23 protein-coding genes and 1 tRNA gene are annotated in these 20852 nt (G+C 44.1%); 6 read left to right on the forward strand and 18 right to left on the reverse strand.

From position 1 onward, the window contains the following. Window positions 1–31 precede the first annotated feature (31 nt). Both BJP34_RS10625 and BJP34_RS10630 read left to right on the forward strand, forming a co-directional pair. Window positions 32–385, forward strand: coding sequence for a YkgJ family cysteine cluster protein (locus BJP34_RS10625; RefSeq protein ID WP_070392318.1), 354 nt, complete (start codon window positions 32–34; stop codon window positions 383–385). Window positions 386–438: 53 nt separating this feature from the next. Then, a complete protein-coding gene (locus BJP34_RS10630) occupies window positions 439–1071 on the forward strand; it encodes a phosphoribosylanthranilate isomerase (protein ID WP_070392319.1) in 633 nt (210 codons plus the stop codon). 93 nt (window positions 1072–1164) lie between these two features. Here the strand turns inward: BJP34_RS10630 and BJP34_RS10635 are convergent, their stop codons facing one another. Together BJP34_RS10635 and BJP34_RS10640 are read right to left on the reverse strand one after the other, a co-directional pair. After that, the gene (locus BJP34_RS10635) at window positions 1165–3165 is read right to left on the reverse strand and encodes a DICT sensory domain-containing protein (protein WP_070392320.1); all 2001 of its coding nucleotides are present in this window, start codon (window positions 3163–3165) and stop codon (window positions 1165–1167) included. Between the two features lie 128 nt (window positions 3166–3293). Beyond that, a complete protein-coding gene (locus BJP34_RS10640) occupies window positions 3294–3926 on the reverse strand; it encodes a pentapeptide repeat-containing protein (RefSeq protein ID WP_070392321.1) in 633 nt (210 codons plus the stop codon). A gap of 474 nt (window positions 3927–4400) precedes the next feature. On the opposite strand from BJP34_RS10640, the gene BJP34_RS10645 reads away from it, so the two are divergent. Then, on the forward strand, window positions 4401–5426 hold the full coding sequence (locus BJP34_RS10645; RefSeq protein ID WP_070392322.1) for an Hpt domain-containing protein: 1026 nt from the start codon (window positions 4401–4403) through the stop codon (window positions 5424–5426). A 22-nt stretch (window positions 5427–5448) separates the two neighbouring features. On the opposite strand, the gene BJP34_RS10650 is transcribed toward BJP34_RS10645, so the two are convergent. Continuing rightward, window positions 5449–5970 (reverse strand): DUF937 domain-containing protein, encoded by a 522-nt coding sequence (locus tag BJP34_RS10650; protein WP_070392323.1) that lies wholly within the window; start codon window positions 5968–5970, stop codon window positions 5449–5451. 222 nt (window positions 5971–6192) lie between these two features. Here BJP34_RS10650 and BJP34_RS10655 point away from each other — a divergent pair, with 222 nt between their 5' ends. Beyond that, window positions 6193–7764, forward strand: coding sequence for a YcjF family protein (locus BJP34_RS10655; RefSeq protein ID WP_070392324.1), 1572 nt, complete (start codon window positions 6193–6195; stop codon window positions 7762–7764). Between the two features lie 174 nt (window positions 7765–7938). On the opposite strand, the gene BJP34_RS10660 is transcribed toward BJP34_RS10655, so the two are convergent. The 3 genes from BJP34_RS10660 to BJP34_RS10670 all read right to left on the reverse strand — a co-directional run bounded on the left by BJP34_RS10660 (window position 7939) and on the right by BJP34_RS10670 (window position 9948). Beyond that, window positions 7939–8139 carry a hypothetical protein gene (locus tag BJP34_RS10660; protein ID WP_070392325.1) on the reverse strand — a complete coding sequence of 67 codons (201 nt, stop codon included), beginning with the start codon at window positions 8137–8139 and terminating at the stop codon, window positions 7939–7941. Between the two features lie 157 nt (window positions 8140–8296). Continuing rightward, window positions 8297–9136, reverse strand: a complete 840-nt coding sequence (gene mazG, locus BJP34_RS10665) for a nucleoside triphosphate pyrophosphohydrolase (RefSeq protein WP_070392326.1) — start codon at window positions 9134–9136, stop codon at window positions 8297–8299. A 203-nt stretch (window positions 9137–9339) separates the two neighbouring features. Then, the gene (locus BJP34_RS10670) at window positions 9340–9948 is read right to left on the reverse strand and encodes a metal-binding protein (protein ID WP_070392327.1); all 609 of its coding nucleotides are present in this window, start codon (window positions 9946–9948) and stop codon (window positions 9340–9342) included. A gap of 60 nt (window positions 9949–10008) precedes the next feature. On the opposite strand from BJP34_RS10670, the gene BJP34_RS10675 reads away from it, so the two are divergent. After that, window positions 10009–10080 (forward strand) — tRNA-Val (locus tag BJP34_RS10675). A 363-nt stretch (window positions 10081–10443) separates the two neighbouring features. Here the strand turns inward: BJP34_RS10675 and BJP34_RS10680 are convergent. From BJP34_RS10680 to BJP34_RS39275, 6 genes are all read right to left on the reverse strand, one after another. Beyond that, window positions 10444–11601 carry a mechanosensitive ion channel domain-containing protein gene (locus BJP34_RS10680; protein ID WP_070392328.1) on the reverse strand — a complete coding sequence of 386 codons (1158 nt, stop codon included), beginning with the start codon at window positions 11599–11601 and terminating at the stop codon, window positions 10444–10446. Between the two features lie 328 nt (window positions 11602–11929). Continuing rightward, window positions 11930–12088, reverse strand: a complete 159-nt coding sequence (locus BJP34_RS42900) for a hypothetical protein (RefSeq protein ID WP_158517125.1) — start codon at window positions 12086–12088, stop codon at window positions 11930–11932. 259 nt (window positions 12089–12347) lie between these two features. Then, window positions 12348–12542: a hypothetical protein gene (locus BJP34_RS39270; RefSeq protein ID WP_149030899.1), complete on the reverse strand. Its 195-nt coding sequence runs from the start codon at window positions 12540–12542 to the stop codon at window positions 12348–12350. A gap of 157 nt (window positions 12543–12699) precedes the next feature. Beyond that, entirely contained in the window at window positions 12700–13146 is a 447-nt protein-coding gene (locus BJP34_RS10685; protein ID WP_075905961.1) for a hypothetical protein, read from the reverse strand. A 129-nt stretch (window positions 13147–13275) separates the two neighbouring features. Beyond that, on the reverse strand, window positions 13276–13650 hold the full coding sequence (locus BJP34_RS10690) for a hypothetical protein (protein ID WP_070392330.1): 375 nt from the start codon (window positions 13648–13650) through the stop codon (window positions 13276–13278). A gap of 415 nt (window positions 13651–14065) precedes the next feature. Beyond that, the gene (locus BJP34_RS39275) at window positions 14066–14368 is read right to left on the reverse strand and encodes a hypothetical protein (protein WP_149030900.1); all 303 of its coding nucleotides are present in this window, start codon (window positions 14366–14368) and stop codon (window positions 14066–14068) included. Between the two features lie 119 nt (window positions 14369–14487). Between BJP34_RS39275 and BJP34_RS42905 the strand changes: the two genes are divergently transcribed. After that, the gene (locus tag BJP34_RS42905) at window positions 14488–14661 is read left to right on the forward strand and encodes a hypothetical protein (RefSeq protein ID WP_158517126.1); all 174 of its coding nucleotides are present in this window, start codon (window positions 14488–14490) and stop codon (window positions 14659–14661) included. 33 nt (window positions 14662–14694) lie between these two features. On the opposite strand, the gene rfbB is transcribed toward BJP34_RS42905, so the two are convergent. The 6 genes from rfbB to BJP34_RS10725 all read right to left on the reverse strand — a co-directional run bounded on the left by rfbB (window position 14695) and on the right by BJP34_RS10725 (window position 20583). Beyond that, the gene (gene rfbB, locus BJP34_RS10700) at window positions 14695–15792 is read right to left on the reverse strand and encodes a dTDP-glucose 4,6-dehydratase (RefSeq protein ID WP_070392332.1); all 1098 of its coding nucleotides are present in this window, start codon (window positions 15790–15792) and stop codon (window positions 14695–14697) included. A gap of 398 nt (window positions 15793–16190) precedes the next feature. After that, entirely contained in the window at window positions 16191–17264 is a 1074-nt protein-coding gene (locus BJP34_RS10705; RefSeq protein ID WP_070392333.1) for a glucose-1-phosphate thymidylyltransferase, read from the reverse strand. 319 nt (window positions 17265–17583) lie between these two features. Then, window positions 17584–18474, reverse strand: coding sequence for a dTDP-4-dehydrorhamnose reductase (gene rfbD / locus BJP34_RS10710; protein WP_070392334.1), 891 nt, complete (start codon window positions 18472–18474; stop codon window positions 17584–17586). Beyond that, window positions 18471–19016 (reverse strand): dTDP-4-dehydrorhamnose 3,5-epimerase, encoded by a 546-nt coding sequence (gene rfbC, locus BJP34_RS10715; RefSeq protein WP_070392335.1) that lies wholly within the window; start codon window positions 19014–19016, stop codon window positions 18471–18473. Before rfbC ends, rfbD begins: the two co-directional genes overlap by 4 nt. 142 nt (window positions 19017–19158) lie before the next feature. After that, on the reverse strand, window positions 19159–19539 hold the full coding sequence (locus tag BJP34_RS10720; protein WP_149030901.1) for a hypothetical protein: 381 nt from the start codon (window positions 19537–19539) through the stop codon (window positions 19159–19161). Window positions 19540–19935: 396 nt separating this feature from the next. After that, entirely contained in the window at window positions 19936–20583 is a 648-nt protein-coding gene (locus tag BJP34_RS10725) for an alpha/beta hydrolase (RefSeq protein ID WP_070396608.1), read from the reverse strand. Between the last annotated feature and the right edge of the window lie 269 nt (window positions 20584–20852).

Here is a 20852-nt window from a genome sequence, read left to right on the forward strand (position 1 = left end):
ACTTTAAGCTTTTAGCTCTTTTTTCAAAGTTATGGCAACTTGGAGTTGTGTAAAGCAATGTGGCGCTTGCTGTCATCTTGACCCAGCTGAGCGTCCAGGATTAGAGGAGTATCTTCTTCCAGAAGAGCTAGCGCTATATTTAAGTATGGTAGGTGAGGGGGGATGGTGTATAAATTTCGACCACACCACCCGTGAATGTCGTATTTATCCCCATCGACCTCGTTTCTGTCGGGTGGAACCTGAAGTATTTCAGGATATGTATGGGGTGGAGCCAGCAGATTTAAATGATTTTGCCATTGACTGCTGTTGGGAGCATATTGAAGCACTTTATGGTGATTGCTCTCTGGAAATGCTGCGCTTTGAGCGGGAAATATCGAGGGAATAGCGAAAATCGAAATTAACGAGTAACGAGTAACAAGGAACAAGTAACAAGTAACAATGCGTGTAAAAATTTGTGGCATTACGAAACCGGAGCAAGGAGATGCGATCGCAAAATTGGGAGCAACAGCATTAGGCTTTATTTGTGTACCAGGCTCTCCTCGTTACGTTACACCCGAGCAAATTCAAGCCGTGGTCAAACACTTGTCTGTATCAGTTGACCGCATTGGTGTGTTTGCTAATACCTCTACGGAAGAAATAACTCAAATTGTCGCTGATTCAGGGATAAATGCCGTTCAGCTGCATAGTAATGAATCCCCAGAATTTTGCCAAAAGCTGCGCCAAGCGTTACCAGAGATTGAAATTATTAAAGCCTTAAGGATAAGAACTCCAGAATGTTTACATCAGGCAGATAGTTATTTAAGTTGTGTGGATACACTATTGCTAGATGCTTACCATCGACAAATGTTGGGCGGCACTGGTAAAACCTTAGACTGGCAAAGGCTGCGAGAATTTCGTCCCACTATCCCTTGGTTACTTGCTGGTGGCTTGACACCGGATAATGTCTTAGATGCCCTAACCCTACTGCAACCCAGTGGGATTGATTTATCCAGCGGTGTAGAGCGAACACCAGGTGATAAAGATTTAAAAAAAGTTACTCGGTTGTTCGAGAAATTAGGATCAAGAGTTTAAGGTTGAAAGTTAAAATTTAAATGTTTAATGTTAAGTGTTAAATGTTAAAGGCTGAAGGGTTAATGTTAAAGGGTAAAGGTAAACAGTTAACAGTCAAGACTCAATACTCAACAAGGTTTGAGATGATTCCAATGGAATGGTAAAGTGGAATTGGCTACCTTGATTTTTCCCCTCAGACTTAGCCCAAATTTTTCCACCCATACCTTTAATCATCTGGCGACAGATAGCTAGACCAAGACCTGTGCCACCAACAGTGCGTCGGAGTGAATCTTCCTCTTGATAAAAACTTTCAAATATTGCGTCTAGCTGACTCGGTTCAATACCCCTACCAGTATCCGCTACAATTACTTCTAGCATGGGATTATGGCGGCGATTCTTGGTTATCAATCCCACCGAATTAGGTTGAGTTTCATTAATTTTGGCTTGGATAGTGATTTTACCCCCTGGCTCAGTAAACTTACAGGCATTATCTAGGAGTTTGGTTAAGACTTCTACCAATCCTTCACCATCTGCTAGGACTGTAGGTAACACAGAGGGTAGTTTAACGTTGATTTCTGGTAGTGTATCTGGTGACCAAATTGATCTCAGAGCAGAAAGAGCCAAGTCTAGGACTTCGATAATCTGGATGGATTCAGGGTAACGGGATGTCTGACCACTTTCTAACTTAGACAGAGTGAGGAAATCTTGAATCAGTTTACGCATGCGCTCGGCATCGGTTAACGCCGTATCAAGCATAGTTTGCCGAAACTCCGTTGGCATTTCTGGTTCACTCTCTAAACTTTCTAGGCACACTCGGATAGTTGATAAAGGAGTTCGTAATTCGTGACCAACGATAGCAATCAGATTATTGCGGGTTCGTTCTAGGGCTTCTAGTTGGTTATGGAGTTCAGTTAAGTCAGTGTAAGCTTGGGCTTGATTCAAGGCTACCCCAGCTTGAGTTGCGATCGCTTCTACTAAATCAATATCGTCTTCGAGCCATCTATAGGGTTCCGAACCCCCATGGTGGAGTTCCAGCATCCCCAGCAGTGTTCCTTGATAGTGTATTGGTACCAGTAACCAAGATCGAATCTGCCAACGCTCAATAGTTGTCCTCAGAGCTGGGTTATTGTGTAAGTTGGGAGCTCCAGTAACATCAGCAATGGCAATGGCTCGTTCCTGAGCTAGAGCGACTTGAATTAGAGGATTATCTGCTAACGACCACATCTGTCCAGTGAGGGACGGTAAACCAGAAGCAACCGATTCATACTCAATTTTTGCTTGCTGGTCACTAGGACTACAGCGGTAAAGCAGGCAACGGCAAGAATTAAAGGTGTTTCCTAACTCCTTTACTGTCGCTGCTAGAACATCTTGGGGATTGAGGGAGCGACGGATGGTGGCGGTGATGGCATTAATCAGACGCTCCTTGCCTTCTTTGGTGCTGAGGACTCGATAAGCTTTAAGGAGCTTATATTGACTCGCTTGCAAATAAGTTACCAGCCGCTGAGCAAAAATACTAATATCAATCCCTGCACTGGTCAGCAACAATGTTTGCTCTGGGACTTCTGTAGTCAAACCATAGCGCTGCCATACCTGCTCAACTTTTGGGGCTAGTTCTGGTCGATAACTAGCAATCCGTCCCAGTAAAAGTCGAGCAGCATGAATAGTAACCCGGGGGTCAAAGGACCAAAAGCCCTCAAACCTGCGAGCCTGCTCCATGGAAGTTGCTGGTGTTAGTTGTTCTCGACAAATTAGGCAAGCTGTATACTTCTGCGCCAAAATCACCAGGTGCCACTCTTGGGCAAGACCATCATTTGGGTCTAAGGGGATAATTTCTAAGGAGTCTTCAACCAGAGCAAAGCCAGACTCGGATTCTGGTGCCGCCAGCACATAAACTTGGTTTGTACGTTGGGCAATTCGCTGATAGCGGTGGACTTCCTGACGATAAAACTTCTCATGTTGGAAATTGGCAATCACCAAGGGAGAGTCATCCACTGCTAGCACGAGGTCTTCCATGGCATGAGAAAGAGCTGTCAAGGAAGATTTGAAGTACATTTGGCAGCGCACATCTGGTAACTCTTGCCGTAAATCTCCCAGTAACGAATTTGGATTGTTCACCTAGAAATCCCTCCCTAAATAGTCCCACTCCACTCATGAGGGGGATAGTTTTAACTCAACAAATCCTTTTCCTGAAACCAACCCTTTTGATCAAACCAACCCTTTTGATCAAGGGATTATTTATGCATCTAGTTGTTAGCTGTTAGCTTTTCGAATTTTGAATATTCACTAGTCAGTTGATCTGGTACCGTTGCCCCAGAAAGCTCAGCCTGACCCAAATCTACATTTGAGAGAGTAACCCGTCTCAAATCTACCTGACTCAAAATTGCTCCACTCAAGTTTGCTTGAGAAAGGTCAGCATCACACAGATTTGCCCTAGTCAAGTCTGCCTGGTGGAGACAAGCACCAGTCAAATTAGCTCCTCTTAAGTCAGCGTAGCGCAGGTCTGCCCTGGTTAAATTGGCTCCTCGCAAATCGGTATCCTCAAGAAGGCTTAATCTTAAATCGGCTCGGGTTAGAATGGCTTGGCGCAGGTTTACTCTGGTAAGATTCGCCCGAATCATAAATGCCTGACTCAAGTTAGCCTGCACCAGAGAGGTTTTTTTCAAATTAGTTCGCCACAGTTTCGCTCCTGTCAGATTGGCCTGATTAAGGTTGACTTCCTGTAAAACCGCGAGACTCAGGTTGGCATCAGCTAGGTTGACTCGTCTGAAAATTACTCCAGTCAGATTGACTTCACTCAGGTTGATTTGCTGGAGATCTACTCCACGGAAATCCGTCTCACCTGCTGAATAACGCTCTAGAAGCTCATTAGTATCCATTTGGGGTATCCATAGCTGGCAGCTGCGCCAACATGACATAGTGTTACTTTTAATGTAACATAATGTTAAGAATACTTTTTGTATGTAAAGGATTATGTTATATTTGGGAGTTTTATCTAGAGATAAGCTATTATTATCGGTGCCTGCAATGGATTTGTGATATAATCAACTACTTACCTGATCCGGTAAGTGTCGGCTTCAAGCTAACCCTAGCTATTCCTTGTGCTTTTAAGCTCGCGTAAAGTCTTTGCTGACTTGGTGTGGGATGCCACAATAGAGATCCAACTGAAGATCTAAGAGCAGTTTTCAGCATTGATAGGCCAATAGCTGATTTGGAGGTAAGCTGAGATAAACTGTTGCTGTAACCAACGCTATGGTCTATGGATTTGAAAACTGCGTTCACCAGATCGAATGTTGCTCTGATGATTATCATCAATCTCTTTTGATTAGCCGTTCTGATAAGGAAAAATTGCCGTGGAAGCTGGGAATCAGCAAAGGATTTTAGGCTATTTCATTGAAGAAGCGAAAGAACACCTGGAAACCATTGAACAGGGACTGTTAAATCTGGGCTCAGTGGTCAATGAACCAGAGACGGTTAATGAATTGTTTCGCGCTGCTCATTCTGTTAAAGGCGGGGCGGCGATGTTGGGGTTTACAAGTATTCAAAAGACTGCCCATCGTTTAGAAGATTCTTTCAAAGTACTTCAAGAGAATAAGATTCAGGTTGATCAACAGCTGGAGACTCTGTTTTTAAAGAGTTATGATACCCTCAAAGCGTTGATTGATCTGTTGGAAGGACCGTTTGGGTTTGAACAAAGTGAAGCAGAAAAAACTCTAAAAGCAGCTCAGCCAGGCTTTGAACAATTACAGAATTATCTCAAAACTTTGGTCAGTGGTGAGAGTCAATTACCAGCGGCAATGGCTTCTAGCTCTGCTGCTGAAAAAGCGATTCGTTCTGATCAAGTTTCGACTAGCAAAGGGTCTTCTTCAGCAAAAGGTAAATTTCCTCCAGACTTTGGGCCGAAGGTGATTAGCCTGCTTAAAGATATGCTAGAGCTGTTTAAACAATCTTCCACACCAACCAATCGCCAAAAACTTCAAAAGCTTTGTAAGCGTCTGGCTCAACTGGGGGCTGGGATTGGTAGTTGGCATAAATTAGTGGGAGTTTGCCATAAAGCGATCACAAATCCTCAAAACTCCTATATCCAGTTAGCACCATTAGTGATCAAAGAACTCAAGGAAGCCAGTGACCAGTTGCAAGCAGCACAGGGTAATCTAGACGAGTTGCGAAAGGCAGCGGCTGCGATCGCTCCGAGTTCAGCACTGCAAAAACTAGCAGCTGTAGGATCGACTGGGCGAAGCCGAACCACTAAGGGTAAGGAAATTACTATTGTGCTAGAACCAAAAGCCGCCGCCAAGGTACTCATCCAAGCCTTTGATAAACCCCAGCTGTCAAAACTAGTTAAGTTACTGATTCCAGCAACTCGTGCTTCTTCCTAGCCCAACAAGCTGGGTTTTTTCATTACCTTCCTAAGTACCGTGATGCCAGCTGCATGGCATCATAAATATCCACATCCCCATCCCCATCAGCATCTAGAAAGCCACTGAGTACAGAATTAGAACCAAGGGGATTCTGAGTATTGGTGCCAGTCTTGAGGAAATTCAACACCACGGGTATCAAGGTGGGTAGCATGGCTTGAATGATACCAGCATTAATGCCTGTCTTGCTGGTAATTTCTCCAACAAGCTCTTGGATCTGAGGCGCACTAAAGAGCATATTGACCACTTGAGAACTAGCACCAATGCCACCAAATTGATTAACTAGTGCTTGTACCTGCTCATCTCCTTCATTTCTGCGCTTTTGTTGCAGCGCTGAACGCACATACTTACCTACAATTGAGGTGGCAGATTGCACCGCTGAGGGATTGGTGTGATGGTTACCACTCAACTGCTGTACCGTGTCCAGAATATCCCCTAGCTGACTAGAACTAGCTTGTTGTGTAGGACTATTAATGGCACTGAGAATACTATTGAATAAGTTCATTATTTTTTAACGGATTTAAACAGTCAGATGTGAACAGTTGTTTCCCAAATCAATTATAAATTGCTGATATATATAGCGAAAGGCAAGAGGCAAGAGGCAAGAGGCAAGAGGCAAGAGGGGAAAGATATCCGGAGTTTTATTGCACAGCCTCTTGGGTTCAGAAGATGGGGGAATTATTGCCGGATCTTCTAAGATTAATAATTAAAACCTATCCTATCTTCCATGCCCCTGCCACGTCTACTAACCCTAATTATTGGCCTCATTATTATTCTGGGGCTAATGCTTTGGTTGATTAATGGTATATACCAACTATATATCCAAATTTCCTTTACTGCTCCGGTACTGGCTAATTTACTGCTGCTGTTGGTGATTACCTTGCTAGGGCTACTAATATGGGCCTTAATCTACACCATGGGGTTATTTGGTAAATCCCGGAAACGGCCAGGTAAGGGTCGTCTGGAACCTAAAGCCCCCGAGGTAAAAACTGAAGCAGCAGAAGAAACCCTGAAAGCAGTAAGGCAACAGGTCAAACAGATTCAGGATGAAGTGTCACGGCAAGCGATGCTGCGTCGCTCTGAGGAAATTGAAGCTATCCTCTCCCGTGGGGAACTGTTAGTGGTAGTGTTTGGTACTGGTTCAGCGGGGAAAACTTCTCTAGTCAATGCTTTGATTGGTCGGATGGTGGGTGAAGTCGGTGCCCCCATGGGAACGACGGAGGTTGGGGAAACCTACAAACTAAAGCTGAAAGGATTAGAACGCCCGATTCTGATTACTGATACACCAGGAATTTTAGAATCTGGTGTGGTTGGCACTCAGCGAGAGCAATGGGCACGACATCTGGCAACGGAAGCGGATTTGTTGTTGTTTGTGGTGGATAACGATTTACGACACTCAGAGTATGATCCATTCGAAAAATTGGCACAGATTGGGAAGCGATCGCTTCTGGTCTTCAATAAAATTGACTTGTACACCGAACAAGATTCAGAGAGGGTTCTAGCACGATTGCGCCACCGAGTAAGGGGTTTTATTCCTGGTTCAGATGTAGTTGCGATCGCAGCCAACCCGCAGTCTGTTACCCTAGAAAATGGTCAACTTTGCCAACCTGAACCGGAAATTTTGCCCTTAATTCGTCGCTTAGCGGCTGTATTAAGAGCAGAGGGAGAAGAGTTGATTGCTGATAACATACTGCTACAATCCCAACGGTTAGGCCAAGAAGCTAGACACATCCTCAACAAGCAGCGCAAGCGAGAAGCAGAGAAAGTGGTGGAACGGTTCCAGTGGATTGGAGCCAGTGTAATTTCTCTGACTCCTTTACCCGTGGTGGATTTGTTAGCAACTGCAGCAGTCAATGCCCAAATGGTGGTGGAAATTGGCAAAATCTACGGCTGTGAACTGAATATGGAACGGGGTAGGGAATTAGCCCTATCCTTGGGAAAAACCTTAGCTAGTTTGGGTATTGTCAAGGGAGCGATTCAAATCCTTAGCACTACTCTAAGGCTGAATCTTGCCACCTATGTTGTCGGCAAAGCCATTCAGGGGGTAACCGCTGCTTATCTAATCCGAATTGCTGGCAAAAGCTTTATTGAATACTTCCGCAATGACCAAGACTGGGGAGATGGAGGGATGAGTGAAGTGGTGCAGAAGCAGTTTCAGTTAAACCAGCGCGATGAGTTTATTAAAGCCTTTGTCAGTGAAGCGATCGCAAAAGTAGTCGAACCTCTGACAGGAAAACCAGAAGCCCAATCACCAATGGATGAAGGGGACGAAACTAAGGACAAAGGAAGAAAATCCTAAATCTCCGCCATTATGGCTATCAAATCGACTCAAATTCTTGTTTAATAAAATAGAGTAGATTCAATGTTTTCTCCAGTCCCCCATGCCCCTCACATCAATGGGGGATTTCTTTTTATCTATTGTTTTCTATATCGTTTTCTCAAGGATACCAATCGACTACCTATAGTCAAAGCTCTAGGTAGCTAGTTTCACCCTGCCCCGATGTACAGCGTGGAGCAACCTGTCGATGGAGTCTCGCTCTTCGGAGGTGAGTGAATCCTCCAATAGAGCTGCCATCAATCCATATCGATCATCAAGAGTAATTTTTCCAGAGCTGCTAACTTTAGCAAATAGTTCTGGTATAGCACCGGGAATAAGATGAGCTGGAGCCAACATTAGACTATAGGGTAATGGCTATTGTTTATATTTGTAACCTTTTTCCGGAGCTTGGGGGTGTGGGGCTATACCCCCTGTGATATTAAGTCTGCTTGAATACCCACTTTCTACTTCTAAGCGTGGGTCTTTTCTTCTGCTGAATGCTTCTAGGGAAACCCTACTTCTGAGCCAAGATTGCTTTAGCTTTTTGCCACAGAGCGTCCAACTCATCTAAGGTGTAATCAGACAGTGGGCGCTCAGCCAATGCTTCCACTTGGGCTAACCTTTCGATAAACCTTGCTTGGGTTCCCTGCAAAGCAGCTGAAGGGTCAAGGTCATACCAACGCGCAATATTAATCAGAGTAAACAGTACGTCTCCCAATTCTGCTTCCTGGTGGGCTTTATCATCCTGTTCAAGTGCTTGTTCAAACTCAGCCAATTCTTCCTGAAACTTATCCCAAACTCCCTCAACATTATCCCACTCAAACCCACCACTAGCGGCTTTTTTCGATATCTTCATCCCAGCCATTAGAGGGGGAAGGGTTTTACTATAGCGACTCAGTTTACGACTCAATAATTGCTTATCCGCAACGGTTTCTCCTTTCTCTGCTGCCTTAATGTCCTCCCAGTTTTGACGGACCTCCTCGACATTATCAACCTCGACATCACCGAACACATGGGGATGACGGCGGATTAGCTTTTGAGTAATCCCCTGAGCTACCTCGGTCAAGGTAAACTGACCTTGCTCACTACTAATCTGAGCTTGCAGAACTACCTGCAATAACAAATCACCCAACTCCTCTGCGATCGCATTTTCATTCTCACTGCGAATCGCATCCACTACCTCATAAGCTTCTTCAATCACATAAGGAATTAGGGACTGAGGGGTCTGAGCCAAATCCCAAGGACAACCACCCTCAGGCGATCGCAATCTGGCTACTACATCAATCAACTCTTGCAAAGCGGCCAACATCGACACCTGATCAACTGGCTGAGCTTGTTCCGGGGAACTAGACATAAAACCGAAAAGCGAAACGCGACTTAATTATTCTTAACCAAATCCACCACTAATGCCAAATTTTAACGGGCTAGTGATACTGGAAAACCCGATATAGCACTACGCATTAAGGTTAAGACATTGATACAAGCAGCAAAAGCTGTCGCAGTTAACTTTTGCCTCTTGCCTCTTGCCTCTTGCCCTTGCGCCTAGCGCTATAACATCTAACTCCTCTTGCCTTTGCCTGCTTTGCGTCTTTGTGGTTTAGTCTTACCAGCACCCCTGCCCTTGCTCCTCCCTTGCTTGGGAGACCATAACCCCGTGATCCCCCCTTTTTTAAACTGCTTATAAGCCGAACTTCCCCAATCACTGACAAAATGCGCGATCGCACCCAACTCCAATCCCACGACACAGGCCATCAACCAGGTACGATATTCCCACACCCTACCCCCCAGCCCTTGAATCACCTCCAGCCAACGATCTGGTTCATCCTGGAATAGCTGAAACACCAGCAATCCCACACCCCCAAACAAGACGATCCAATTCGCTAGATAAAGCAGTCGCAAAATTGTCCCAATCACTGGTCCATGAGAAAAAATAGAACGGTGAGGCACCATCCTCTGATAAGGAATCCAAATCCAGCGCAACCAGCCCCAACGCTTAAAGGGTCGAGAGTATAGATCCAAATCAGGGCTAAACATCAAGCCACCGAACAGGAAGCCTCCAGCTACAATCAAGGTCAAATCACTACTCCGGGTTACTACCAAGCTCAAAACCGTGACTACTGGCAAACTCCACAAGGTTATGCGATCATGTATATAGCCAGAGGACATATTTTTTATAGTTCTTGTCGTCTTTGGAAAAATATGCTATAGTAAATAAGTATTGCATACGGGCGGTTAGCTCAGCGGTAGAGCGCCTGCCTTACAAGCAGGACGTCACTGGTTCGAATCCAGTACTGCCCATGTCCGTTTAATTCCAAAGTTAAACTCTAACGCTAAACTCCAAGGTTATTGGTACCTGTGAAGCCTAGGTACCTGCAGAAGTTGGAGTTTGCAGCAGTAGGGGTAAGAACGTAAGCATTCAGTGTCAGCTAATGCGCTACGCGCACGGTACTTGAGGTGCTAGCAGACGCGAGAACTGCACGGGGTCGGATGAGTAAAACGAGCAGGGATTTTCAACCAGCCAGCCGTAGGAACTTGTAAGCTTATTTACTACCTCCCGTTGATTAGCATCATAGCTAAGGCTGATAGCTGACGGCTGACGGCTGAACGCGCACGCGTGAGCTTTTAGCTGACGGCTGACGGCTGACGGCTGACGGCTGAACACTAAATTATCATAGCCACACTGGGAGAGCCATTCTGCTTCAGCTGTTTGTAGTCTTGAAGTTGCTTTTCCAGCTCAACATGCAGGTGATCAATCTCCTCTTTTTCCAGGATTTGTAATAGGGCTAGATTCAAGTTTTGCTGGGCAGCAAAGTAGAGGTTAGGATCAATCACAAATACCCTAACTATAATCACACGAGCATTCTCTTCAATGTGGGAAAATAAAACTAACAGTTTCTGCTTGTGTAAGCCATCGATATAGGGAATTTTTTCTTCAATAGACTGACAAATTCGGCTAGTTTGCTCAGCCGAAATCCCATCAACTTTTAGAGTTAAATTTATGCCCCACTCAAAGGTATCGCCAGTCTTCTGGGACCAATTTTCCACAACGCCAGCAATCATTTTAGAATTGGGAACTTTTTTGATAGAACCCCACTCAGTCAGACGAAGCTGTGTACTTCTCAGACCAATACTGACGATCTGAACAAAACCATTGACTCCGTCAACTCCTACCCAGTCACCGGGTTTATAGAGACCATCAGCGTAGATAATCACGGTACAAAACCAGTCATAGATAATATCTTTCAATAACAAACCTAAGGCGACACCTGCGCCACCGACTAGACCGATCAGTGCACCGGCAGATGCCCCCAACAAAATCTCACTTGCTTTAATCACAGCAATCAGGATTGCTGCTGTCTGAAAAAGCCTTGGGAAGTAGGGGACGAACAAATCGTCGAGTTCAGTTTCAGTGTGTGCCGCCAATCCGGCTAGCACCTCCCCCAGTAGTGGAGCAGCACGGTAAAGAATATAGGTGACAATGAACAGAGCGCTGACAAAGAGCATCTCGGGGATTTTCTGATTCTGTTCAGGACTAAGATGGGTTGCCACAACAGTATGTACTAGCCATAGTCCAGCCAGCCAAATTAGCCAGCCTAATGGTGCCCTCAGAATCTTAATAAACTCATCGTCTAGGGTGCTTTCTGTAGCGCTAGTCAGACGCTCGATTCTGTCAATGATTATGGCAGTGAACAAACCTCGACATATTTGGGTAAGGAAGAGGATGACCACCATAATAAGTATTGTGGAAACAGGGATGTTGCCCAGCTGGAAGTCGGAATCAAATATTCTTTCTTTGATTAAGTTGATAAGGTTTTCCATAGTTTTGACTAAAATAGAACAGCAGAGAGCTCCATCTGCCTAGTTGCACTGCTTCTTAAACTTAGATATTGCACTAGGACAAAACTAGTTAATAATAGGTAAAGTTGGCTCGAATAGCAGGTGAGTTAAAGATTAGTTATTAGTTACTGTGTTTAGCTAATAACTAGTCGATGTTTTATCAATGTAGATAATAATTTGTGTTTCATGAATCCTAACTAAGAAGTTATTAGCTTTTATTTAAAGGTAAGACATCTCAGTATAATCTAAAAAACTCAACACCAACTATAGTAATAATACTGTAGTAATAATACTGATCATAAATGTATTATCAATTAACGTAGTAATTGCTTAAGTAAGAGGACTTCGAAACTAGGATTAAAGGAATCAAGAATCGAGCTATAACAAAGGAAATAGGGAAGAGGGAATAGGTAGCAGGGAGTAGGCAATAGGGAGTAGGCAATAGGGAGTAGGCAATAAAAATTATCACAATTTGTACACGGATTGCTAGACGGAAATAAGTAATGATTTACCTCTTAACTATTCAAAATATAACACCATAAAATAACCTATCGAATCTTCATACTTTTAACCTGAAATTAAGTAATTAATAGTTAAAATAACTCTTAGTAGTTAGTACTTAATTATTGTCTCGACTATTAGTTTATATCTAACTCAGCTAAAATTTATAATTTTTACGGCAAACTAACTAAAACTTTAACTATATCAAGATTGGATAAAAAAAAATATTATGATATAAAAATCGATAGTTTATCCCTTTCCCCAAAAGGGAACAGGGAACAGGGAATAGCGATGCAGCGCGGTCTTGGGGAGGCAGCGCGGTCTTGGGGGTTCCCACGGGGCTTACAAGGTGCGGACGCAGGTTCCGCACACAGCCCCTCCCCATGAGCGACTGCCGTGGTTTCCCCCATGAGCGACTGCATCAAGACGGGAATAGGGAAAGAAAGGTTTTTGTGGGATATATGGGAGGTATAGGAGGTGTATAAAAATAGGAAAAAGTGCCCTTGTGGAGGCTACCACAAGGACCAAGATAGCGTTATGGAAATTCCTAAACTATGGCGCTTTAAACAGGAATCAATTCTACAGACCCAGAAGGTAAGAACCAGCAGCAGCACCTAACCAACCTGCCACCTTAAGGATGATAGGCTTGGCTTTGTCCCAGATGTTTTTACCCGCATCAACCGTCTTACTCGCTGTTTCGAGAGTTTCTGCTACACTCTCTAGGTTGGCGAGTGCTGTTTCCTTCTTCGGTTCTTCTTTTTCCGTCGCTTTTTTGGCAGCACCAAGATACATGGTTGCCTCTTCTTTGGTATCTTCTGGCAGTTCTGCTCCTCGAACCAGCTTGTCGAGTTTTGCTAACAACTCAATAACCTGCTCTTTGGTTAGCTGTTCTTCGTTTGATCCAGCACCTTGACCTTGGATTATTTGAGTGTTATTGTCACCTTGCAGATTGTTGTCACCTTGTTGGTTGTGGATATCACCACCGACAGAACCACTTACAGAAAATCCACCGGGATTGTTAGTCATAGTACCTACCTCTTTAACATTTGTGTGTGTATAAAAACTCGGACGCTGTAGCGCTGTTTCTACTTGTCTAATTAAAAGATTAATTAAATTATCTTTTTCTTGAATCAAACGTAGCAAAGCATCTTGAGATCAAGATTTAAGTTCTTGTTTCGGTTGAAGGTTTTGCTTTTGCTTCCAGGTGCTACTCAGAGATTGCTCCCTCAACTTTGACTGCTCACTCCATGGAAGCGATTGGATAGTTTGCTTGATAGTTCTAAAGAATTCGACAATGGCTTCTTCTCTTTGATAGGTTGAACTTCCAGAATACTCAAAACTTCTGGGAATTGAATAGGGAATAGTATGATCTCTGAGAAACTGTTCAAAGCTAGCAAAAGCAATGAGATGTTGTTTGTAGGAAAGACTTTTCCTTTTTTCTAAAAAGCGATCGCATAACTTAATTATTGCGCTATGCACTTTGTCTGGTAAATTTTGGACAAAGTACCTTGTAAATTCTTCGTCTGTCATCCCTTATCTGTGATCAGTTCAGCCACTTGTTTTTAAGATGTTCAATAGTTTAATATTTTCGAGATTTTTTCATATAGTTTTATTATTTTTTTTATCTAAAATTCCGTAAAAGTTTAACGTTTATAATTGTTTTATATTTAAGCCTTGTGGCGGTACAAATGCTTTATATATAAGGATCGGGTTTTGATGAAAAAGAGCCAAGGAAGCTCCTAAATCGAGATAGGCTATAGCTTGGAATTGTTGAGATGATTCTTCTAATGAAGGTAGACAAATAATCGCACTAGAACAAGAGTTAATTTTATCAATTATCGTATTAACTGTTTCTAAGCTATTAGACTGACTGCGCTCTATCTTATCTAAGTTACCTATCTCGGCATCTCGTTCGTATAAAACCTTAAATATAGTCCCAATTTGCTCAATAAATTTTCACTGTAATAGGATAAAAATATTTTCTTAGGTCTATTATTGTTAGGAATTGGTAGCATATAGCACTTCTATGACTTGTGAGGTACAAATTTCTGGTTTTTAGGGAGCAGGGAGCAGGGAGCAGGGAGCAGGCAGAGCAGGGAGCAGGGAGCAGGGAGCAGGGAGCAGGGAGCAGGGAGCAGGGAGCAGGGAGCAGGGAGCAGGAGCAGGAGCAGGGAGCAGGGAGCAGGAGCAGGGAGGGTAAGAGGGAAAAGGGAAGAGAGGAAGAGGTAAAAAATAATGTGTACCTCATGAGTCCTAGAAACGCTATACCCATGTTTAACAAAAAACTAACTAAAACTTTAACTAGATAAAGCTTGGATAAAAAAAATATGATGAGAGAAAATTCGATAGTTTATTCCTTTATCTACAATGAATATCATCTATAGCATTTACAAGGGAACAGCGGATCTGGGAATAGGGAACAGTAGGAAAAAGCTCGGAGCATTTTTTGGTGTTATTAAAAAGCGATGCAGCGCGGTCTTGACCACACTGCATCGCTACTCCCTACTCCCTACTCCCTACTCCCTACTCCCTACTCCCTAAAACCTAGGACAAGGTACTCAAGCCTTAACCCTTCTACGCATAAACTTTCTGATAGTAAGCTTGATACTCTTGGGATAGCAATGGTTGCCACCAATCCCGGTTGCTTAGATACCACTCAATAGTTTTACGTAGTCCACCTGCTAGAGTTTCTGTTGGTTCCCAATCCAGTTCAGTTTTAATTTTAGTCGCATCAATAGCATAGCGACGGTCATGGCCTGGGCGGTCTTTGACAAAGGTAATTAACTGTTGTGCTGGAGCGACCGGTAGATCAGGGGCTAATTCATTCATCAGCTCGCAAATCTGGTGAACTAGGTCAAGATTTTTAACTTCATTATTGCCACCAATGTTATAGGTTTCCCCTGCTTGACCTTTGTGAATCACCACATCTAAAGCACGGCAATGATCACCGACATAGAGCCAATCTCGAATATTTTGTCCATCCCCGTAGACTGGTAGAGATTTGCCCAACAGGATGTTGATGCACATCAGGGGAATTAATTTTTCTGGAAAATGATAGGGTCCGTAGTTATTGGAGCAATTAGTGATAATAGTGGGGACCCCATAGGTATGGTAATAAGCCCGGGCAAGATGGTCACTGCCAGCTTTGGAAGCAGAATAGGGACTGTTGGGGGCATAGGGTGTGGTTTCACAGAAGGCTGGGTCATCAGCACTTAGACTGCCATACACTTCATCGGTGGAAACATGGAGGAAGCGATAATCCGTTGGTTGTCCTTGATTTTGCCATTTTTGCCGGAAGGACTCTAGTAGGGTAAAGGAACCCACAACATTAGTGCGGATAAAAGCATCGGGTCCTAAAATAGAGCGGTCAACGTGGGATTCAGCAGCAAAGTGGGCGACAGTGTCTATGGTTTCTTCCTGGAGCAGGCGGTCTACTAGAGTGCGATCGCATATGTCTCCCTGGACAAACCGCAAATTTGCTTTCTCTTCCAGACCCGCCAGATTCTGGCGGTTGCCAGCATAAGTTAGAGCATCCAGTACCACCACGCGATCGCCTGGGTACTGTTCACACCAGTGATGAACAAAATTCGAGCCAATAAATCCTGCACCACCTGTTACTAGTAATTGGCGAGGTTGTCTAGTAGTCAGGGATTTTTGTTCAGAAGAATTCATGATTAGTTTGAGTGGGTTAGTGCTTCAGTGGGTTAGTAGAAAAGTAAGCATTCAGCTATCAGCTATCAGCCATCAGCCATCAGCTATCAGCTATCAGCTATCAGGGAACAGCGATTAGCGCTACGCGCACCCGTGCGCGTTCAGCTATCAGGGAACAGCGATTAGCGCTACGCGCACCCGTGCGCGTTCAGCTATCAGCTATCAGCCCTTGGCCTCTTGCCATACTACTTGAGGTGCTTTTGAATACAAGAGGTAAGCTTTGGCCAAGGGCTTTTCCCCAGACCTTCAATTCTGATTAATATCGAATTTAATAATTCGATCGTTTGCGCGATGCGCACGCTACGCGAACAAGATTTATTTTCAGCTGACCGCTGACCGCTGACCGCTAAATGCTTCCCTTAAGTTAGTTCAACTTGTGAGTCATCACCAATCATGAATCGTAAGGCTTTTGGATGTTGGGGTGCAGCTTTAACTTGAGCTCGTTCTCCAATTAAACTATCAACAATTCGTTGATGAATTCCCGTTAATTTAGCACCTTTTAGAATCACGCTATTATCAATGTCAGCATCTACTAGAGTAGCTTGGTCAGCAATGCTAGTATATGGACCAATAAAGCAGTTTTCCAGATTGCAGTTTTCACCAATGGTAACTGGACCACGAATGGTACAATTAGTAATATAAGACCCCTTACCAATCTTTACCCGTCCGCTAATTTGACTTTCGGAGTCAATTTCACCATCAACATCAGATTCTAGACAAGTATCTAAAATAATCTGGTTAGCAGCTAGTAAGTCATCTTTTTTCCCAGTATCCAGCCACCAACCTTTGAGTTTAAAAGCTTCTACATTTTTTTGCTGATCAATCAAGTATTGAATCGCATCGGTAATTTCCAGTTCTCCTCTAGCAGAAGGCTGGATGTTAGCAATTGCTTGATGGATAATAGGAGAAAATAAGTAAACACCTACCAGTGCTAGATTAGAAGGAGGAACTTTGGGTTTTTCTACTAGCTGCAACACTCGGCCAAATTCATCGACTTTGGCAACACCAAAGGCAGTAGGATTTTCTACCTCCCTTAGCAGAGTCAGAGCATCCAGATTTTTGTTCTGGAAATTCTCTACAAATAAGTTCAGCTCACTTTGAACCAAGTTGTCTCCCAAGTACATTACAAAAGGAGAATCTCCCAGAAAGGGTTGGGCGACTTTAACGGCGTGGGCAAGTCCTAAGGGTTGGTCTTGGAGGATATAGGTAATGTTGGCTCCGAAGCGATCGCCATTTCCTGTTTTAGCCTTAACTTCTTCCCCAGTTTCAGGACTGATAATAATACCGATATCAGTAATACCAGCAGCGATAATCGCTTCAAGCCCATACCACAAAATTGGTTTATTGGCAACAGGTACTAACTGTTTGGCACCAGTATAAGTTAGGGGACGTAAACGAGTGCCTTTTCCCCCAGAAAGAATTAGTGCTTTCATAAGCTATATAAAATCCTCACTATAAAGTCTGAAATATGAAATATGAATTATTAAGGTTGAAGGTTAGCAGGTTGAACGCGCACGGGTGGCCAATAGGCCAAGGTTAGCAGGTTGAACGCGCACGGGTGGCCAATAGGCCAAGGTTAGCAGGTTGAACTTGAACTATAGCGCTTCTCATAGTAATCAGGTACACAGGATGTTTTTCCTATTCCCAGATCCGCTGTTCCCTGTTCCCGATTCCCTGTTCCCGATTCCCGATTCCCGATTCCCTACTCCCTACTCCCTACTCCCTACTCCCTACTCCCTATGCTTATAGCAATTACCCAAGCTTTTGATAAAGTTCTGCTAGCATTTGCCTCAAGGATTGACGCCAATGGGGGGGATAGGTTCCCAAGGTTTGGGATATTTTCTGGTTTGAGAGAACTGAGTAAGCTGGACGCTGGGCAGGAGTGGGGTATTCTGGAGTAGTAATTGGGACAACTCGCTGCAATTTTAAGGGGAAGCCCAGGAGTTTGGCTTCTTCAAAGATGGCAACGGCAAAGTCATACCAACTGGTGACACCACTGTTGGTGAAGTGATAGATTCCCCCTACCATTGGATTAGAATCCATTGCTTGCAAAAGTTGAGTAATGGTTACTGCTATATCCTTAGCCCAGGTAGGAGTACCCACTTGATCCGCTACCACCCGAAGCTCTTCTCGGTCAGCCCCCAGTCGTAACATGGTTTTGACAAAGTTGCCATGACCACGAGTACCGTAAACCCAAGCAGTCCTCAGGATGAGATTGCGATCGCATTTTTGCTGTACCCCTTCTTCCCCTTGCAGTTTCGACTGACCATAGGAACCGATGGGGTTAGGAGTGTCTTGCTCCGTATAAGGAGTATTTTTTTTGCCATCAAACACATAGTCAGTGGAAATATGGAGCAGGATCGCCCCTAAATTCTGAGCTTCCTCTGCCATGATGGTCGGAGCAACAGCATTTATCGATTTAGCCAGTGCCAGTTCTGTCTCTGCTTTATCCACAGCCGTGTAAGCCGCTGCATTGACAATCACGTCAGGCTTAATATGATGGATTACCTGACGAATACTCTCCGGCTCAGCTAAGTCCATATCCGAGCGCCCCACACCGATTACTTGGCCTAGGGGACTCAGAGTATGTTGTAACTCTTGACCCACTTGTCCAGTGATGCCAGTGAGTAAGATTTTTTTCATGAAAAAACCTCGGCTGTTTTGAAAGACTTACCCGCTTGATCTTTAGCCGACAGACTAGGAGAGTCGGTCAGAGGCCAATGAATGGCTAGGTCAGGGTCATTCCACAAAATAGTCCGCTCGTGATCAGGAGCGTAGAAGTCGGTAGTCTTATATAAAACTTCAGCGAATTCAGAGACCACCAGGAATCCGTGAGCGAATCCAGCCGGAATCCAGATTTGTTGTTTATTTTCTGCACTCAGCAAACAACTAACCCACTGTCCAAAGGTCGGGGAGCTTTTTCTGATATCCACTGCCACATCAAATACAGTCCCCAGTAAAACCCGCACCAATTTACCTTGGGGCTGTTGAATCTGGTAGTGTAAGCCTCGAAGCACTCCTTGGGCTGAACGGGAATAGTTATCCTGGACAAACTCAGCGGTGATCCCAGCTTTATCTGCTAGAACTCGTTTATTGTAGCTTTCAAAGAAAAAACCACGGTCATCACCAAAGACGCGGGGTTCAAGAATTAAGACTTCCGGTATTTTGGTTTCAATAACATTCATAGAGTTATCTGGTTGATTAGCGAAGCGTATTAAAGTGACCAACTCCTCATCAAGTTTGTGTTATCTACACTGAAAGAATTTCAATACTTTGTAAACTTTTTGTGAAATATAGCGTTTCTATTTAAGTTGTGAACAAAATTCCTTAGGGAAAGGCAAAAGGCAAGAGTGAATTAACTATATAGGGCTTTTTAGTAGTAGTTGTGTAGGGTACGTAAGGGGCTGGCTCACGCTTATTTTCCGCGTCTCCTCGCCTAATTGGGAAAGTCCGCCTGGGAATTGAAACGGGCAAGATGCCCGTTCCACCAAGATGCCCGTTCCACCAAGATGCCCGTTCCACCAAGATGCCCGTTCCACCAAGATGCCCATTCCACCAAGATGCCCGTTCCACCAAGATGCCCGTTCCACCAAGATGCCCGTTCCACCAAGATGCCCGTTCCACCAAGATGCCCGTTCCACCAAGATGCCCGTTCCACCAAGATGCCCGTTCACCAAGATGCCCGTTCCACCAAGATGCCCGTTCCACCAAGATGCCCGTTCCACCAAGATGCCCGTTCCATCCATCAGGTCAAACAACTTTTATAGGTGCGCTCTTACTTGGCGAATTAAATCCGCCAAGTAAGAGCGCACCTGAAGATGTACCGAATATGTCTTAAGCTTTACTTCAAATGCTATAAAACAAAATCGCTTAAGAAAAGGCATTATAGTAGTCTGCACTCAAGTAGACTACACCTAGTTGTGTAGAAAGGGAGGGATAACAAGATGGAGAAGATTGCTCTAGGCTTAATCTGAGGAACTTTTGTATTCTACTGAGTTTCTAATTGTTATCAGGATTTCCGAATCGAAAAAATTAAATTAGCTAAAAGTCCTTGACCTTGGCCTATTGGCCACGCTAAGCGAACGGTCACGCTACGCGAACAGATTACCGATTAGCCATTAGTTGAATAACAAAATTACGAAATAGCACTACTACCTCTGGGATGATTTGATGTCCCATGTCAAATTCTTGATACTTGACCTGTATCCCTAAACCAGTTAGAGTGTCTCTAGCATGGTGAGCAGCCATTAACGGTACAACCTCGTCTTGTCTGCCATGAACTATCAAAATGGGTGGTAATGACGAGCCTGTAGGAGGTTGGGGTTCCCTATGTAAATAGCCACTCATGGATACTAAGCCTGCTATTGGCAAGGTTAACCCTACATCTAATGTCATGGCTCCGCCTTGGGAAAATCCACTCAGAATGGTGCGGGATAGGGGCACGCCAGTGCTCACTTCGTTCGCGTAGCGTGGCCTTTTGGCCAGGGATTTGAGCCAATCAATAAGCTGCTGTCTGCTTTCGGTTAAGCCTTGATAGTCGGAGCCATTTAAGTCATACCACATTTTCCCCCCAGGTACAGCAGGATGGTCAAAGGGAGCTTCAGCAAATAGAAACTGATAGTCTGGTAAGTTTAGCGCCTCAGCCAAAGATACCAAATCTTGGGAGTTGGCTCCAAAGCCGTGTAAGCAGACAATTAATCCAGTTGGTGGTTGATTGTTGGCAGGGGGAACGTTAATATACTTCAGTGACAAAGAGTTATCTCCAGAATCAGAGTAGGTGATCTCTTGAGAATTGTACGCTGTCTGACAAGCATTGGATAACAGAGTTATTCCCAGAGCTCCTAAACTTTGAGATATAAATTTTCGTCGCCTCAATCGATTGAGTTTCACCCTGCTTCCCCATTACCGATTACCAATTATTCTCAATCGTTCCACCATTGACCAACGTCTTGCCTATTGCTGTTGCTTGAGAAAACTGCACAGGCTAAATAGCATGACATCTATATACTACTAGAGTGCTG

The sequence above is a fragment of the Moorena producens PAL-8-15-08-1 genome (genome assembly GCF_001767235.1).
GTDB lineage: Bacteria > Cyanobacteriota > Cyanobacteriia > Cyanobacteriales > Coleofasciculaceae > Moorena > Moorena producens_A.